Genomic DNA, 17,819 nt, shown 5'->3' on the forward strand with positions numbered 1-17,819 from the left:
TACTGTTATTTAAATATGTAAACGTCTTCTTAAAAAAAGATTCCAACTTTTGTAATTTTTCAAAAGTTGGAATCGCTTAATTTTAATTCAATTATGCACATATACATAAATTTATGAAAAGAAATTATATCAGTATAAATGATTGCTTGTCATTTTAAATATACTAATCGATATAACTTCCTATATTACGATACTTATTAAAACGATCTTCAACTAAACTTTCTGCATTTAATGTTCTTAAGTCTGAAAGATGTTTTTCAATTGATGTCTTTATAAGTGATGCTTGTGATTCTAGATGTTTATGAGCACCACCAAATGGTTCTTTAATAACTTCATCTACAACATCTAAATCAAATAAGTCAGGTGCTGTAATTTTCATTGTTTCAGCTGCCATTTGAGCAAGCCCAGAATCTTTCCATAACAATGCTGCTGCACCTTCTGGAGAAATAACTGAATAAGTACTATTCTCTAACATAAGTAGACGATTGGTTACGCCTAATCCAAGTGCGCCACCACTTCCGCCTTCACCAATAACTATAGAAATAACAGGTACTGTTAAAGATGCCATTTCGACTAAGTTTTTAGCAATAGATTCACTTTGTCCACGTTCTTCTGCAGCTTTACCTGGGTATGCGCCTTTCGTATCAATGAATGTAATGATTGGTCTATTAAACTTTTCAGCCTGCTTCATTAAACGCAATGCTTTACGATATCCCTCAGGATGTGCCATACCAAAGTTTCTATAAATATTATCTTTAGTGTCTTTACCTCTTTGATGACCTATAACAGTCACAGGTAAGCCATTAAAGTAAGCCAATCCACCTATTAAAGCTGGATCATCACGGAAAGTACGATCACCGTGAAGTTCGATAAAATCATCAAATATGTAAGGGATATAATCTAAAGTTGTAGGTCTTTCTTGTAATCTCGCAACTTGTACTCTATCCCAAGGCTTTAAATTATTATAAATGTGTTCAGTTTCTTTTGTTAAAGTGGCTTCCAATATTTCTATTTCATCTGTTAAGTCTACACCATGTTTTTCTTGATAAGATTGTAGAGATGCTATTTTTTCTTTAATTTCTTCTAAAGGTTTTTCAAATTCAAGCATTGTCTTTCACCTCGTTATGATGCATCTTAAGCACAGTACTTAAAGTTTTATACATATCTTTTCGATGTACAACTTTATCTAATTGGCCATGTTCTAGTAAAAATTCTGCAGTTTGGAAATCGTCAGGTAGTTTTTCACTTATCGTTTGTTCAATGATTCTTCTACCAGCAAATCCAATTAAAGCTTTCGGTTCTGCAAAGTTCAAATCACCTACTGAAGCAAAGCTTGCTGAAACGCCTCCAGTTGTAGGGTGTGTCATATATGAAATGAATAGTAAGCCTTTATCACTATGACGTTTAATGGATACACTTGTCTTTGCCATTTGCATAAGTGAGATGATGCCTTCTTGCATTCTTGCACCACCACTTGCTGTGAACAATACAAATGGTAAATTGTGATCTGCACAATAATCGACAATTCTACAAATTTTCTCTCCTACTACTGCACCCATACTACCCATTCTAAATCTTGAATCCATAACACAAATACCATAAGGAATACCGTCAATTGACGTTACACCAGTAACGACTGCATCATTTAAACCAGTGCTTTTTCTATCTTTTTCTAATTTTTCTTCATATCCAGGAAATTCTAATGGGTTTGAAGCAGTCATACCAACATCAAACTCTTTAAATGCATCTTCATCACTCACAGCTCTAATTCTATCGTGAGCAGTTAATGCAATATGATGATCACAGTTAAAACAGACATTTAAGTTTTGAACGAGCTCTTTTGTATACATGATTTTTTTACATTTAGGGCATTTAGTCATGATACCTTCAGGCACGTCATTATCTTTACTGTTTTGAACAGTTACATATTTTTTCTTTTTCTGGCTTCGATTGAACAAGTCTTTAAACATGTCACTATCCCCCTGATTTTATTTACAATTGTCTCTTTCAAATCTATCACTATATTGAGAGAGTAGCTTCCAAATCATATACATAATTTGATTATTATTATTTGAAACAAGTTCTTCTTTTGAATTTGTTTCAATGTTATTGTGTTCTTCACAGAAATTTTCAATCATCCATTTTAATTCATTGATTTCATCTAGCTGTGATTCATTATGAATTAAGAACCTTCCGATTAAATCAAAAAGCTGGTGCTGGTACATATCACTTAAGAATGTACCTTCACCTCTTCTAGTATGTATCACCCCTAAAAGTTCTAATGCTCTTAGGGCTTCTCTGATACTTGAACGTCCAACATTTAAGGTTTCACTTAAAAATCTTTCGGAAGGCAGTTTTTCACCCACTTGAATATTTTTTTCAACAATAATTGACTGAATTTGTTCGACAATCTTGATTAATCCTTTTTGCTTTTCTTTATCCAACGTGAGTCTCCTTCCAAAATTATGACAAGTCTGCTAATTCATATGTTCTACGTTCTATTTCATCAACTTCAACTTCAATACGTGCTACACCTGATTCCATACCAGCTTTTGCTACTGCTTTCGCAACGTATGGTGCAACTCTTGGATCGAATGGCCCAGGAATGACATAATCAGCGTTTAATTCTTCCTCTGAAACAAGGTTAGCAATTGCTTCTACTGCAGCTTGTTTCATTTCTTCATTTATATGAGTTGCACGAATATCTAATGCTCCTCTAAAAATACCAGGAAATGCTAATACATTATTAATTTGGTTAGGGAAATCAGAACGTCCTGTACCAATAACTTTAGCACCCGCTTCTTTTGCTATATCTGGCATAATTTCAGGAACTGGGTTAGCCATAGCAAAGATAATTGGATCTTCAGCCATAGTTTCAACTAATTCTTTAGTTAATGCGCCTTCAACAGATACACCTACAAATACATCCGCATCTTTAATAACATCTGATAATTGACCTTCTGTTTTGTCTTTGTTTGTCCATTTCGCAACAAAGTCTTTAGTAGGATTCATACCATAAGGACGGTCTTCGTAAATCGCACCTCTAGAATCACACATAATCATATTTCTTACACCATAACTGTATAATAATTTAATAATTGCAATACCAGCTGCACCTGCACCGTTTAAAACAACTTTTATATCGGATAATTTTCTGTCAGTAATTTTCAATGCATTAATCAAACCAGCAACAGTTACGATCGCCGTACCATGCTGATCATCATGAAAGACAGGTATTTTAGTTTCTTTTTTTAGACGTTCTTCAATTTCAAAGCATCGAGGTGCTGAAATATCTTCTAAGTTAACGCCACCGTAGTTAGGTTCTAATAATTTAACAGTATTCACAATTTCATCAACGTCTGTCGTATTAAGTGCAATTGGCACACCATCTACACCAGCAAAGCTTTTGAATAAAACTGCTTTCCCTTCCATTACAGGTATACTTGCTTCAGGACCAATATCACCTAAACCTAATACAGCTGTTCCATCTGTAATTACAGCTACTGCATTTGATTTCATTGTATAGTCATATACTTTTCTTACGTCTTCATGTATATCTTTACATGGTTCTGCAACACCTGGAGAATAAGCAAGACTTAATTCCTCTTTATTAGTAACTTTAACTTTGGCATAAACGCCTAATTTACCTTGTTTTTCTTTATGCATATATAGTGCATCATCTCTTAATGACAAAATAATCATCCCTTCATTGTATGTATCTATCCCTTTATTATACATTAAATTTCTATAATTAAATTAAAAAATTCTTCATAGTGGTCAGACCACCATGAAGAATACTATAGCATAAATTATTTAATTAATAAAGCCTATAAAAGACGTACATTTTCATAACCTATTTTATGAATAAATTCTTCAAAGTTACCATGATTTAAGTTTAAATAACCAAGCATTTTTGAACTATAATCTTTATCATTAAAATACGTTACTTTAATATGACGATCGTGGTCATTTGTTATCCACTCAGCTAAATCTTCTACATTTCTTACGACGACTTCTTTTGTCGTATTAAATTTATGTTGTTTAAATGCTTCTAATGTATCTATTTGATTAATAATCATTTGTGTCTTACCATTTCTTTTTTCGAATTTGCCATTGATAATTACTGGGACATTTGTAATATCAGTTGTTTCAATTTGTTTATATGCATCAGGGAATATAACCCCTTCAACTTCATTTAATCCGTCTATTAAATTGACAAAAGCCATATTTTGTCCTTTTTTAGTTCTTATTTTTCTTAGTGACGCAATCATTACGAGCATCGGTACTTTATTATAGTCTATTCTTAATGGATAAATTGATAAATATTGATGTTGATTGAATAATGAAATGATTGGATGCTCAGTTGCATAGAACCCTAAGTATTCTTTTTCATATTCACTTTTCATAAGATTAGGCATTTCTTCAACTTCTTTAAATTCTTTCTTAACGTTCAAACCTAATTCTTTCAATAAATTATTAGAATCTCCGACAGACTCGCTACTTTCATAAACATCGTCAATAGACTGTAACAACGTCGCTCTAGTCTGACCAAAATCATCTAAAGCGCCAGCATATATAAGTGCTTGTATCAATTTCTTACTTTTAGCCTTACTTGGTAATCGATGTACAAGATCAAACATATCTTTATACGTTCCGTTTGTTTTTCTTTCATCAACAATGACTTTTACACTTTGATAACCAACGCTTTTAATTGCACCAAGTGATGTATATATACCTTTTTTAGTTGCTTTATAGAACCATTCACTATGATTAATGGACGGTGGATATATTTTCACACCAATTCTTTTAAGTTCTGTTACCATTTGTTCTGTCTTAACTTCATTACCAACTACATTAGAAAGAATCGCAGCATAAAAGTATGTCGGATAATGCACTTTCAAATAAGTCATGATATACGCAATTTTACTATATGCAACTGCATGTGCTTTTGGATAACCATAGTCTGCAAACTTCAGTATTAAATCAAATATTTTTACAGCTGTTGATTCCTCGTAACCTCTTTCCAAGCTACCATTCACGAAATGTTTTCTTTCATTTTCTAACACTGCTCTGTTCTTCTTACTCATCGCACGTCTCAAAATATCCGCTTCACCATATGAGAATCCTGCGAACTTACTCGCAATCTGCATAATCTGTTCTTGATAAATAATAACGCCATAAGTTGATTTCAATATCTCTTTTAAGTCTGGATGTAAATATTCTATCTCTGCATTTTGTCTACGTCTTTTAATATATGTTGGTATTTCTTCCATCGGTCCAGGTCTATATAAAGATGTAACTGCTACTATATCGAGAAAATGGTCAGGCTTTAACCTTTTTAATACACTTCTAACACCTTGAGATTCAAGTTGGAAAATACCTGTTGTTTCACCTTTAGACAATAGTTGAAAGACTTTAGGATCATCAAAAGGAATTTTTTCAATATCTACAATTTGATTTTCTTGATATTTCACTTGATTGACCACTTGTTGAATAATCGATAAATTTCTTAAACCAAGAAAGTCGATTTTTAATAGACCGATCTTTTCAGTTTCTGTCATCGTCCATTGCGTTAAGACACCTGTATCACCCATCATCGTAGGTACAAATTGGTGTAAAGACTGATCATTAATAATGATACCTGCTGCATGGGTCGATGTATGTCTCGGTAAACCTTCTAATTGTTTACTTAGTTGAAACCATTTTTCATGCAAATGATTCTGGTTAACAAATTGTTTAAACGCATCATCTTCAAATGCTTCGTCTAATGTAATACCTAATTTATGCGGAATTAATTTTGAAATGTAATTGAGTGTAGCATCATCAAACTGCAATATTCTACCTACATCTCTTGCTACTGCTCTCGCTTGAAGATGACCGTATGTTACAATCCCAGCAACACGATTATCACCGTATTTTTCTTGAACATATTGAATTACTTTATCTCGCTTAGTATCTTGAAAGTCGATATCAATATCCGGCATCGTCACACGTTCAGGGTTTAAAAATCTTTCAAATAACAAATCAAATTCAATTGGATCGATAGTAGTAATATTTAAAATAAAACTAACTAGAGATCCACCAGATGAACCACGTCCAGGTCCAACTAATACGTTTTGATCTTTCGCATAATTGATTAAGTCACTAACGATTAGGAAGTAATCTGAATATCCCATTTTCACAATAATATCGTATTCGTATTGAAGCCTTTTTTCATATACTTCATTAAATTGTGGATACTTGCCTTTATTCATCATTAATAATTCCCAAAGATATTCATCACTTGATTGATTATTAGGTGTTTTATATTTTGGTAATAAATCTTGATGATACTCAATTTCGACCTGACATTTTTGAGCTATTTCGTCTGTGTTTTGTATGTACGCTTCATCTACATTAATTTGCGATATATCTTCTTTAGTTAAAAAATGATGATTTAAGTTTTGTTGAAAATCACTCATCGTTAATTTTTCATTATTTTTAATTGCATGAAGTGCAATTAAACTATCACCATCATCTTCATTCAAATAAAGTGCAGACTTCATAAAAACTTTCTTATGATTCATATCAATCGTAGAATCATGTGAAATATATTTATCATTGTCATCAATTGTTATAGCTTGGAATAAATAATAGTTGGCTTCATTGATTTGTTTACCAATGATTATAAGTCCTTCTGAATAAGCATTCACCCATTCAATGGGTGCTGAAAATCGTTCTTTTATGGAAATAGCAGAAGATAATTTAATTAAATTATGATAGCCTGTTATATTTTTAGCTAAGACCACACATTCAACTTGATTGAGTTGGTCATCTAAATAAATAGTTAATCCGAAGATTGGTTTTATATTTTCTTTTATACATGCATCATAAAATTGTAAAGCACCGTGCAGAACATTTAAATCTGTAAGAGCAAGCGCTTGATAATTTTCATTTTTAGCTTTTTGAACAACATCTGGGATTCTAATACTTGAATTAAGCAAATCATATGATGAATGAATATTTAAATGACTTACCATGCGCTCACCTCCTATATTTCAGATTTAATATCTGCTGCTAATGCATCAAACTCTTCCCAACTATATACAGATGCACCTGAAGCATTTGGATGTCCTCCACCGTTATATTTAGCTGCGATATGATTAATTTTTATGCCTTTTGAACGAATTCTACATCTTATTTCTTTACCTTCATCAACAGCAAATACCCATGCTTTTAATCCTTTAATATCTGAAACAGTATTCACGAATAATGAAGCTTCGTTAGGTTTTAAGTTGAATTGTTCAAGTATATCTTTCGTAATTTTAATTGAACAGAATCCTTCACCATCATATTTGAAATTCTGAAGAATATATCCTTGGAAGTGAAGTAAAGCTGGATCTCTTTCACTCAATTGGTTAAGTAATTTAGTACGTTCGAATTCTTTCGTCATTAACTCTGCTGCAACTTCCATTGTATGTGTAGACGTATTATCAAATAAGAATCTACCTGTGTCACCAACGATGCCTAAATATAGCACTCTACTTGCTTTCTCACTTACGTTTGAACCATTTAAATTCCATGATTTATTTAAATCAAAGATAATTTCACTTGTAGATGATGCTTCTGTATTTACAAAATTAATATCACCATATGAGTCTACTGGTGGATGATGGTCAATCTTAATTAATTCGTCACCAGTATTATAGCGACTATCATCTATACGTGGTGCGTTTGCTGTATCACAAACAATCACAAGTGCGCCATTATATGTGTCATCTGCAATTTCATCCAAATCTCCAATAAATGTTAACGTCGGTTCAGGTTGACCGACTGCATATATATGCTTCTCAGGAAAAGCCTCTTGTAATATATATTTCAAACCTAATTGAGAGCCGTATGCATCTGGGTCTGGTCTAACATGCCTATGTATAATAATTGTTTCATATTGCTTTATTTTATTTAATATTTCTTCCATTGTTATCCTTCTTTCTTTATATTTACTTATATTTTATTAATTGATATAATTCGACTTGGTAGGAGGAATCAAACATGTCATCTGAAATTATGTCTACACTTGTTGCTTTGGCAGTAACAATTATGATTATTGCTTTAATATTTGCTATTTTAAATTTAGCACGTTCATTTAGAACGAAACGTGACGTTAGAAAAGCTTATCATAAAGCGCGTTCAAGATTTTACTTTGGTATATTTATGATCGCATTTGCAGCAGACCAAGTATTGTTATTCCCAACATTAGTCACTTATATTATTGTTTTAGTATTATTATTCTTTGGTATTTTAAACGTATCTTATGGCTATAGAGCAAGTAAATACTTTAAAGGTAACTTACCTATTGAGAACAAAGCTTGGGAAGAATTCGAACAAAAAAAACATCAATAATATTTTAAAAAGCGTTGTATCACATAACGCTTTTTTATTTTTCGAGAATTTGACACATCAGTAATGCTTTCGCAACAGTCGCACTACCGCTCACCATCGTAACTTCGAATTTAGCAAATATTCTACCGATATCTAATGTTGTAATTTTCACTTCTACATCGTCATCAATTTGAACAGTTTTTAAATAATAAATATCTATATGTTCAATCATGATTTCTGATTTTTTCATTTTTCTTATTTCATAACGTAACGCTTCTTCAATAACTGCAATATAGACGGATTTCGTTAACATACCGAATTGATTCGTTAATTGTGGAGATATATTCACCACAACATTACCATTGTCCATTGTGATTTGCTTTGCAATTTGGTCATGAATCGTTTCACCTATTTGTGGTTGTCTACTCATTAATTGCATCGTCTTTAATACATCTTCACGAGAAATAATTCCGATTAATACTTTAGAGGTTGATACAACAGGCAACAATTCAATCCCTTCCCAAATCATGAGGTGGGCACAAGTTGCGATTGTCGTATTTAAATGTGCAATGATAGGTGATTTTGTCATCAACGTCCTGATACTTTTATCTTGTTCTTCATTTACAATATCTTTACTCGTTAAAATACCTACAACTTTCATTTCGCTATCAACAACTGGAAAACGCGTATGAGATGTTTGTTGAGATAATTCATTCCAATCTCGCACTTTTTGTTTATCATCTAAATAAGAAGTTGATTCAATAGGAATCATAATATCTTCAACCATTAAAATTTCTTTTTTAATCATTTGATCATATATAGCTCTATTAATAATATTGGCAACTAAAAATGTATCATAATTTGATAAAATAATCGGAAGTTCGTGTTCGTCAGCGTAGTTTATAATATCTTCATTCGCTTCAAAACCACCCGTAATTAAAACAGCAGAACCTCTTTTTAAAGCTTCCATTTGTACATCTGATCTATTACCAACAATCAGCAATGTATTTTTAGTTAAATATTTAACGACATCATTTAATTCCATTGCACCAATTGCAAATTTTGATAAAGTTTTATATAAGCCTTGTTTACCGCCCAATACTTGACCATCCACAATTTTAACAATTTCATTAAATGTTAAATTTTCAATTTGTTCTCTAGATTTTCTCTCAATTCTAACTGTCCCTACTCTATCAATAGATGCTACAAGCCCTTGATTATCCGCTTCTTTAATTGCACGATAGGCTGTACCTTCAGAGACGTTTAAATCTTTCGCTATCTGTCTGACAGAGATTTTATGTCCAACAGATAACGATTCAATATACTTAATAATTTGCTCATGTTTCGTCATGTTTATACCCTCTATCAAATTTTATGAATTACTTTCTATTATACATTTTTAATGTCTTAAATGATATCTTAAAAATTAAATAAAAGATTGAAACAACGCTTATTAAATTAAGTATTTTATACAGATTTACTTCTTAAACTTAAAAGCTGAGATGACAAAATCATCTCAGCTTACTAAACTTACTACCATATTCATTTATAATTCTACCGATTCACCAGGTTTTAAAATGTGAACTTCTGATTCCGTTACAGCTTTTTCAAAATCTTTAGGGTCTTGTTTAATAAAGTCAAATGTATCGTAATGAATAGGTACTACTTTTTTCGGCTTGATAAATTCATTAACTGCATAACTTGCATCATCAATGCCCATTGTAAAGTTGTCGCCTATCGGAATAAAGCACAAATCAACTGGGTGTCTATCTGCAATTAATTTCATATCGCTGAATAAACCAGTGTCACCTGTATGATAAATTGTACCCGCTTCAGTTTCTAATACAATTCCAGCTGGCATACCTAAATAGATGATTTCTCCATTTTCTTCTGTAAAGCTATTACTATGAAAGGCTTGCACATATTTTACTTTTCCAAAATTAAATTCAATATTCCCACCAATATTCATTGGATGTAAGTTTTCTAATCCGTGTTTATTAGATAAATAATCAATCGCTTCAGGTAACGCTATAACAGTTGCACCAGTTCTTTTTGCAATGCTAACAGTATCACCTAAATGATCGCCATGACCATGAGTTAATATAATATAATCTGCTTCTACTTCATCTGCCGTTAAATCTGATAATGGATTCCCTGTTATAAATGGATCCACAATCACTTTATGTCCTTTACTTTCAAAATAGATTACTGATTGTCCATGAAATGATACTTTCATGAATCTCCCTCCTCACATTGTCTTTTCCGTATATTATATACCCTAAATTTGAATTTATGAATCAAGAAGTCTAAAATAATGATGTAAGAAAGAGATTTGGGAGGAAGAATAATGGAACATAATGAAATTGCAACATTTTTAAAAGATAAAGGTGCGGACGCAGCATGGATTACAACGCCTTTAAACATCTTTTATTTAACAGGTTATTTATCTGAACCACATGAACGTCTATTTAGTTTATTAGTCACTAAAGATGGTGAAGAAACACTATTTTGTCCAAAAATGGAAGTAGAAGAAGCTAAAAATGCAGGCTTCACTGGAAACATCGTTGGATACTTAGATACAGAATCACCATTCGATTTAATTGAACAACAATCTTATAAAACTTTCGCAATTGAATCAGAGCATTTATCAGTTAAAAGACTTCGTGAAATTGAAAAAGCATTTAATGTTGAAACAATTGTTGATATTGATCAAGTATTGAAAGATATTAGAAATGTAAAAACAAATGACGAGATTGAGTTGTTACAAGAAGCGGCTAAATATGCAGATTTAGCGATTCAAGCTGGCGTTGATAAATTAGAAGTTGGCGTTTCTGAAATTGAAGTATTAAATCATATTGAAACAACTATGAAACAACATGGTATTTCTAAGATGAGCTTTGATACTATGGTATTATTCGGCGATCATGCAGCAGCTCCTCATGGTACACCAGGAGAAAGAACTTTAAAAGAAAACGAATATGTACTATTTGACCTAGGTGTCATTTATAAAGGTTATTGTTCAGATATCACTAGAACTGTTCCATTCGGTACACCTTCTGATAAAGCACAAGAAATTTACAATGTCGTACTTGATGCTAACAAACAAGCGATTGAAATGATTAAACCAGGTGCTAAAATTGCTGACTGCGATAAAGTAGCTAGAGATATTATTAGCAATGCTGGTTATGGTGAATACTTCCCACATAGACTTGGTCACGGACTTGGATTAAGCGTCCATGAATTCCCAGACATTTCCAGTGCTAATACGGATGAATTCAAACCAGGCATGGTATTAACAGTTGAACCTGGAATATACGTTCCTGGTGTTGCTGGCGTTAGAATTGAAGACGATATCGTTGTAACTGAAGACGGACATCGCATACTAACAGGCTACCAAAAATGATTAAAGAAGCTTGTGTAGAAACAATTTCGCAAATTGAACAAGCGATTAAAAATGGTGCAAATCGAATAGAACTTTGCGACAACCTTTCAGTTGGTGGGACAACACCAAGTTACGGAATGGTAAAGATTGCAGTAGAACTATGTCATCAACATAACGTCGAAGTCGCTGTCATGATTAGACCTCGCGGTGGAGATTTTAACTATAATTATTTCGAATACGAAATCATGCGACAAGATATATTACAATTGAAAGATTTGAAAGTTGATGCATTTGTATTTGGCTGTTTAGATGAACACGGACATCTTGACGAATGGAAGATGAAAGCATTAAAAGAAACATGTGGTATCATACCTGCAGCTTGTCATATGGCGTTTGATTCTATTAATCCCTATCATCAATTAAAATCATTAGACTGGTTAATTAAACACCAATTCAGTCGCCTACTAACACATGGCGGACCTAGTGATAGTGAGATATTTGATAACATTAACCATTTAGGTAAATTGTTGATTCACTCAAAAGGCAATATCACAATCATGCCAGGTGGCGGACTCAATAAAGATAACTTATCACAACTCATAGAAGACATACCATTCGATGAAGTACACGGTACAAAAATCGTATAAATAGAAAAACCTGAGACGAAATTCGTCTCAGGTTTTTTGGTGGAGTTATTGATATATTTTATGGGTTTATATTAATGTTTTTGTTGGTGTGGGCGGGCGCTTAGTTACACTTTCGACGACTTTTGTTACTATGGAGTGCCTTAGTCACACTTCGACCGACTTTTGTTACTATGGGCTGCCTTAGTTACAATTCCACTGACTTTTGTTACTATGGACTGCCTTAGTTACAATTCCACCCACTTTTGTTACTATGGAGCTCCTTAGTTACAATTTCCCCGACTTTTGTTACTATGGACTGCCTTAGTTACAATTCCACCCACTTTTGTTACTATGGAGTGCCTTAGTTACAATTCCACCCACTTTTGTTACTATGGGTGGCCTTAGTTACAATTCAACCGACTTTTGTTACTATGGAATACCTTATAAGATTTTGATACACCCTATGTACCAAAAACTAAATAATTTACGGATGTTATTTGAAAAATATCACCTTCACATATTTTAACTTTTTTCTAGATAAAATTTCTTATTTCGCATATTTGTATTTTTGAAGTATTTATTACATACTCTTCTAACTGTATGTTTTGGTATAGGATCACACCATGCTTGAGCTTCAATAAAATCAAATGGTTTTCTCTTTATGATAAAAAGTTCTTTTAAATTGAAATATATTAACTCTTCAAGCCCTAACTGCTTTTTACAGTAACAGCATGTATAGTTATGTTGGTTTTTCTTATAAGTAATAGTAAATAATTTTCTACAATTTGGGCATCTTAAACCAGATGCAACTTTATCTTCAAGAATATTGATATCCTTTTGGTAAAAGGTTGAATGAATAGATTCATATTGCTTAAAAATATTTAAGATTTCTTGATTAGCTTCTTGATGATTTGTATCAATGAGATGAGGAACTATAGAAAGTTCTTGAGGAAGTAGTATTGCTTGATTTTGTGGTCTTTTGCCATGTAGATTGAAATGACTGTTTGTAAATATAATAAAGGTTTCAATTTCTCTTGGAATGTTGTGAGTATTAACGATTGATTGTATATTGTTTTCTATTTTATTTGTTTGTAAATGTGGTGACGGGTATCTTAAACTATTCGTACATTTAATATATTCTTCTTCAAAATACCAATCGCCAGTATAGTGTTTAACTTCGAAAATATAGATTTTTGTTGATGAAACAACTAGAAAATCAATTTGTATATGATTTGAGCTTCCTATTTCTAAATTATATAGATATTGAACATCAACGATAGTGTCTAATATTGCTTTAAAATACATTTCTCCTTCCAAACCAGATTGGTTAATATACAATTCTTTTCTTTGATCAATATTCAAATTCGTTCTGCCTTCGATTGCTTTTAGATAAGAAAAATATTCGTTTTTATTCATGTAATCACCTGCTGTTAATAATAATATGTAATCAAATTATAGGTATTCCACTCATTTTCAGCAAGTTGCATAAATTAAAAAAATGTCCAACTCAGCAATCTGAGTTAGACATTTTTTAAAAATTTTATCTCAAAACTTCTTGATAAGGTGTGTATTCTTTATCAAAAGCTTTTGCAACTTCTTTATATGTTAATTTACCATGTATTGTGTTTAATCCTTTAGCAAGTGCTTCGTTATCTTGACATGCTTTAACGTAGCCTTTGTTTGCTAATTGAATTGCATATGGAGTTGTTGCATTATTTAATGCAATTGTAGATGTTCTTGGAACTGCTCCTGGCATATTAGCAACTGCATAGTGTACGACACCATGTTTAACATATGTTGGATCATCGTGTGTCGTAATTCTATCTGATGTTTCGAATGAACCACCTTGGTCAATCGCGATGTCTACTAATACTGAACCTGGTTTCATTTTCTTAACCATTTCTTCAGTTACAAGTTTCGGTGCTTTAGCGCCTGGGATAAGTACTGATCCAATTACTAAATCACTTTCAACAACTGCTTCTTCAATATTTAATGGTGATGACATCATCGTTTGCACGCTTGCACCAAATAGATCATCTAATTGTTGTAAACGTGTAGGATTTAAGTCAATAATCGTAACGTCTGCTCCAAGACCAACTGCCATTTTAGCAGCATTTGTTCCTGCTTGGCCTCCACCGATTATTGTTACTCTCCCTCTTTTAACACCTGGCACACCAGATAATAATATTCCAATGCCTCCGTGTGTTTTTTGTAGGAATTGCGCACCAATTTGAGTTGACATTCTTCCTGCTACTTCACTCATTGGCGCTAGTAAAGGTAATGAACGATCGCTTAACTGAACAGTTTCATAAGCAATTGCAGTTACTTCATTTTCTAGTAATGCATTTGTTAAAGATTCTTCAGCAGCTAAATGTAAGTATGTAAATAGGATTAAGTCTTTCTTGAAGAACTGGTATTCTTCTTGTAATGGTTCTTTAACTTTCATAACCATTTCAACATTCCATGCTTCTTCTTGACTTACAATTTCTGCTCCAGCTTGTTGATAATCTTCGTTAGTAAATTGTGAACCTAACCCTGCCTCAGTTTCTACTTTAACAACATGATTTTGTGCAACTAAACTTGCCACGCCACTAGGTGTTAATGCCACCCTATTTTCGTTATTTTTTATCTCTCTTGGTACTCCAATAATCATTTTTCATTCCTCCTTGTTTTTATCATAACGCCACAAATTTGAAAGCGCAATCATTATTATTCAATTTTTATATTATCCTTATTTTCTAAATTTTTTAAATTTTCTTACTACAACCAATTTTAACATACATTATATAAAAATCGTGTAAATTCCCTATTATTTAAAAGTTTATAATGTTATTTTTTCAGAAAATTATGATATAATTAAACAAAAGAACTAGGAGGCGGTTTCTATGTTAAGTTACAAAAATATTTTAATTGCAGTAGACGGATCAACTGAATCAGAATGGGCTTATAATAAAGCTGTAGCCGTTGCTAAACGTAATGACGCTAAATTAACAATTGTTAACGTTGTAGATTCTAGATCATATGCAAGTGTTGAAGCCTATGATACTCAAATAGTAAATAAAGCAACAAGTTTTGCTGAAAGTTTATTATCTGGATATAAAGAATTCGCTGAGAATAATGGTGTTCATAACGTAGCGACTAAACTTGAATTCGGATCTCCAAAAACAGTTATTCCTAAAAAATTAGCAGTAGAATTTGACGTAGATTTAATCATGTGTGGTACTTCAGGATTAAATGCAGTAGAACGATTTATCGTTGGTTCTGTATCAGAATCAATTGTGAGAAACTCACCATGTGACGTTCTAGTAGTAAGAACAGAAACAATGCCTGAAGATTTCGAACCAGTTGTAGCAACAAAAGAACTATTCGAAGAACACCACGAAGGTAAATAAATAGACAGAAGAAAAGCGTTCAGTCGTAATGGCTGGACGCTTTTTTCATTTTTAAATAGATTTTTATAAGTTTTTTAAATCTCGTGAGTTTACTCCGTCTTTAACTCACATGTTCACCAATCTCGTGTGTTTATTCCGTCTTTAACTCACATCTTTTTCAATCTCGTTTGTTTACTCTACCTTTAACTCACATCTTTTTCAATCTCGTGAGTTTATTCCGCCTTTAACTCACATGTTTTCTAATCTCGTGAGTTTACTCCATCTTTAACTCACATGTTCACCAATCTCGTGGGTTTACTACCTCTTTAACTCACATGTTTCACAATCTCGTGAGTTTATTCCACCTTTAACTCACATGTTTTCTAATCTCGTGGGTTTACTCCACCTTTAACTCACATGTTTTTCAATCTCGTGAGTTTATTCCGCCTTTAACTCACATCTTTTCTAATCTTGTGAGTTTACTCCACCTTTAACTCACATCTCCCCTCAATCACATAAACCTATTACTCATTTTCACATATTTTCTATACTAATAAAAAAACATTCAACCTTATGGCTGAACGCTTTTAAATTAGTTTTGATTATTATTTTGATTTTTTAAGTTTTGATTATTTTCTTGTTTTTGTTTTCTTGATTGTTCTTTAACGACTCTACGTGTAACGATTCTAACTAATTTCATTAATGCTCTTTCTGGTCTCATTTATATATCCTCCTTAGAACATGCATTACTTACATATAACCGTAGAATCACTTTTTAAACATAAAAAAACGAGACTGGCATCTTATTCACATATAAGATACGCCTGCCTCGCTTTAAAATATACTTTATTATCCTAAGTTACCAAATTTCACAACATCACGTGCGATCATAACTTCTTCGTCAGTTGGAATTACAATAACTTTTACTGGTGAATGTGGGTAGTTGATGAACGCTTCTTCTCCACGTAAACCTGTGTTTAAGCGTTGATCCCAATAAACACCCATGAATTCTAATCCTTCTAATACTTTAGCACGAACTGTGTCAGAGTTTTCCCCTACACCAGCTGTAAATACAATTGCATCTAAGCCGTGCATTCTTGTAGCATATGACCCCATATATTTATGGATTCTAGATGCGAATACATCTAATGCTAATTTAGCACGTTCGTTACCTTCGTTAGCGTCTTGCTCGATATCTCTTAAGTCACTTGATGAACCTGAGATACCAAGTAAACCTGATTCTTTATTAAGGATATTTAATACTTCTTCAGCATTTTTACCAGTTTTCTCCATGATGTATGGAATTAAAGCTGGGTCAAGGTTACCTGAACGTGTACCCATTGTAACACCTGCTAATGGTGTGAAGCCCATTGAAGTATCAACTGATTTACCACCGTCAATTGCAGCAATAGAAGCACCATTACCGATATGACAAGAGATAATTCTTAATTGATCTAAAGGACGATCTAATAATTCTGCTGCTCTTTCAGATACATATTTATGACTTGTACCATGGAAACCATATTTACGAATACCGAAATCTTTATAGAAGTTGTAAGGTAAGCTGTATAAATATGATTCTTCTGGCATAGTTTGGTGGAATGATGTATCGAATACTGCAACATGTGGGATACTTGGCAATAATTTTCTAAATGCTTTAATACCCATGATGTTTGCAGGATTGTGTAAAGGTGCTAAATCAGTTAATGATTCGATTTTAGCTAATACATCATCAGTAACAAGTGCTGATTCTGGGAATAATTCTCCGCCATGAACAACACGATGACCAGTACCTTGAATGTCATTAATGTCTTCGATGATATTGTGCTCTTTTAAAGCTTCAATCATGATGTTTACTGCAACTTCATGATTTTCAATATCTAATGTTTTTGTGATTTTTTCCCCGTCAACCGTAATTGAGAAAATTGAATTTTTCAATCCGATACGTTCGATTAATCCTTTTGTGATAACTTTTTCTTCAGGCATCTCAAATAATTGGAATTTTAAAGATGAGCTACCAGCATTAATTGCTATAATTTTTGTCATTTAGACTTCCTCCTGATAATACTATTCTATACT

Annotated in this window: 16 protein-coding genes; 4 read left to right on the forward strand and 12 right to left on the reverse strand. The window is 32.5% G+C overall.

Annotation, left to right across the window (positions count from 1 at the left end; genetic code table 11):
- Positions 1–163: 163 nt before the first annotated feature.
- From LQ679_RS02055 to LQ679_RS02080, 6 genes are all read right to left on the reverse strand, one after another.
- Positions 164–1,108: an acetyl-CoA carboxylase carboxyltransferase subunit alpha gene (locus tag LQ679_RS02055; RefSeq protein ID WP_239762019.1), complete on the reverse strand. Its 945-nt coding sequence runs from the start codon at positions 1,106–1,108 to the stop codon at positions 164–166.
- Entirely contained in the window at positions 1,101–1,970 is an 870-nt protein-coding gene (gene accD, locus LQ679_RS02060; RefSeq protein WP_025904314.1) for an acetyl-CoA carboxylase, carboxyltransferase subunit beta, read from the reverse strand. The genes LQ679_RS02055 and accD overlap by 8 nt, the downstream gene beginning before the upstream one ends.
- Positions 1,971–1,988: 18 nt before the next feature.
- Positions 1,989–2,444, reverse strand: a complete 456-nt coding sequence (locus tag LQ679_RS02065) for a FadR/GntR family transcriptional regulator (RefSeq protein WP_025904315.1) — start codon at positions 2,442–2,444, stop codon at positions 1,989–1,991.
- Positions 2,445–2,463: 19 nt separating this feature from the next.
- Positions 2,464–3,693: an NADP-dependent malic enzyme gene (gene ystJ, locus LQ679_RS02070; RefSeq protein ID WP_239762043.1), complete on the reverse strand. Its 1,230-nt coding sequence runs from the start codon at positions 3,691–3,693 to the stop codon at positions 2,464–2,466.
- Between the two features lie 134 nt (positions 3,694–3,827).
- Positions 3,828–7,019 carry a DNA polymerase III subunit alpha gene (locus LQ679_RS02075; protein WP_239762020.1) on the reverse strand — a complete coding sequence of 1,064 codons (3,192 nt, stop codon included), beginning with the start codon at positions 7,017–7,019 and terminating at the stop codon, positions 3,828–3,830.
- An 11-nt stretch (positions 7,020–7,030) separates the two neighbouring features.
- Positions 7,031–7,957, reverse strand: a complete 927-nt coding sequence (locus tag LQ679_RS02080) for a DHH family phosphoesterase (protein ID WP_204252566.1) — start codon at positions 7,955–7,957, stop codon at positions 7,031–7,033.
- A 74-nt stretch (positions 7,958–8,031) separates the two neighbouring features.
- On the opposite strand from LQ679_RS02080, the gene LQ679_RS02085 reads away from it, so the two are divergent.
- Complete coding sequence (locus LQ679_RS02085) at positions 8,032–8,382, forward strand: YtpI family protein (protein ID WP_049318664.1); 351 nt, start codon at positions 8,032–8,034, stop codon at positions 8,380–8,382.
- Between the two features lie 34 nt (positions 8,383–8,416).
- Here the strand turns inward: LQ679_RS02085 and LQ679_RS02090 are convergent, their stop codons facing one another.
- Positions 8,417–9,712: a DRTGG domain-containing protein gene (locus LQ679_RS02090; protein ID WP_037588511.1), complete on the reverse strand. Its 1,296-nt coding sequence runs from the start codon at positions 9,710–9,712 to the stop codon at positions 8,417–8,419.
- Positions 9,713–9,907: 195 nt separating this feature from the next.
- The gene (locus LQ679_RS02095) at positions 9,908–10,597 is read right to left on the reverse strand and encodes a metal-dependent hydrolase (RefSeq protein WP_037588512.1); all 690 of its coding nucleotides are present in this window, start codon (positions 10,595–10,597) and stop codon (positions 9,908–9,910) included.
- A gap of 111 nt (positions 10,598–10,708) precedes the next feature.
- Here LQ679_RS02095 and LQ679_RS02100 point away from each other — a divergent pair, with 111 nt between their 5' ends.
- Together LQ679_RS02100 and LQ679_RS02105 are read left to right on the forward strand one after the other, a co-directional pair.
- The gene (locus tag LQ679_RS02100; RefSeq protein ID WP_103354277.1) at positions 10,709–11,764 is read left to right on the forward strand and encodes a M24 family metallopeptidase; all 1,056 of its coding nucleotides are present in this window, start codon (positions 10,709–10,711) and stop codon (positions 11,762–11,764) included.
- A complete protein-coding gene (locus LQ679_RS02105; protein ID WP_239762021.1) occupies positions 11,761–12,390 on the forward strand; it encodes a copper homeostasis protein CutC in 630 nt (209 codons plus the stop codon). The genes LQ679_RS02100 and LQ679_RS02105 overlap by 4 nt, the downstream gene beginning before the upstream one ends.
- Before the next feature lie 501 nt (positions 12,391–12,891).
- Here the strand turns inward: LQ679_RS02105 and LQ679_RS02110 are convergent.
- Positions 12,892–13,785: a nuclease-related domain-containing protein gene (locus tag LQ679_RS02110; RefSeq protein ID WP_239762022.1), complete on the reverse strand. Its 894-nt coding sequence runs from the start codon at positions 13,783–13,785 to the stop codon at positions 12,892–12,894.
- 124 nt (positions 13,786–13,909) lie between these two features.
- Positions 13,910–15,022 (reverse strand): alanine dehydrogenase, encoded by a 1,113-nt coding sequence (gene ald, locus LQ679_RS02115; RefSeq protein ID WP_204252562.1) that lies wholly within the window; start codon positions 15,020–15,022, stop codon positions 13,910–13,912.
- A gap of 232 nt (positions 15,023–15,254) precedes the next feature.
- Between ald and LQ679_RS02120 the strand changes: the two genes are divergently transcribed.
- Positions 15,255–15,761, forward strand: a complete 507-nt coding sequence (locus LQ679_RS02120; protein WP_025904325.1) for a universal stress protein — start codon at positions 15,255–15,257, stop codon at positions 15,759–15,761.
- 571 nt (positions 15,762–16,332) lie between these two features.
- On the opposite strand, the gene LQ679_RS14765 is transcribed toward LQ679_RS02120, so the two are convergent.
- Both LQ679_RS14765 and LQ679_RS02125 read right to left on the reverse strand, forming a co-directional pair.
- Positions 16,333–16,461, reverse strand: coding sequence for a hypothetical protein (locus tag LQ679_RS14765; RefSeq protein WP_257213200.1), 129 nt, complete (start codon positions 16,459–16,461; stop codon positions 16,333–16,335).
- Positions 16,462–16,589: 128 nt separating this feature from the next.
- A complete protein-coding gene (locus LQ679_RS02125) occupies positions 16,590–17,786 on the reverse strand; it encodes an acetate kinase (protein ID WP_037588517.1) in 1,197 nt (398 codons plus the stop codon).
- Positions 17,787–17,819: the final 33 nt, after the last annotated feature.

The sequence above is a fragment of the Mammaliicoccus sp. I-M35 genome (genome assembly GCF_022386455.1).
Classification (GTDB): Bacteria; Bacillota; Bacilli; order Staphylococcales; family Staphylococcaceae; genus Mammaliicoccus; species Mammaliicoccus sciuri_A.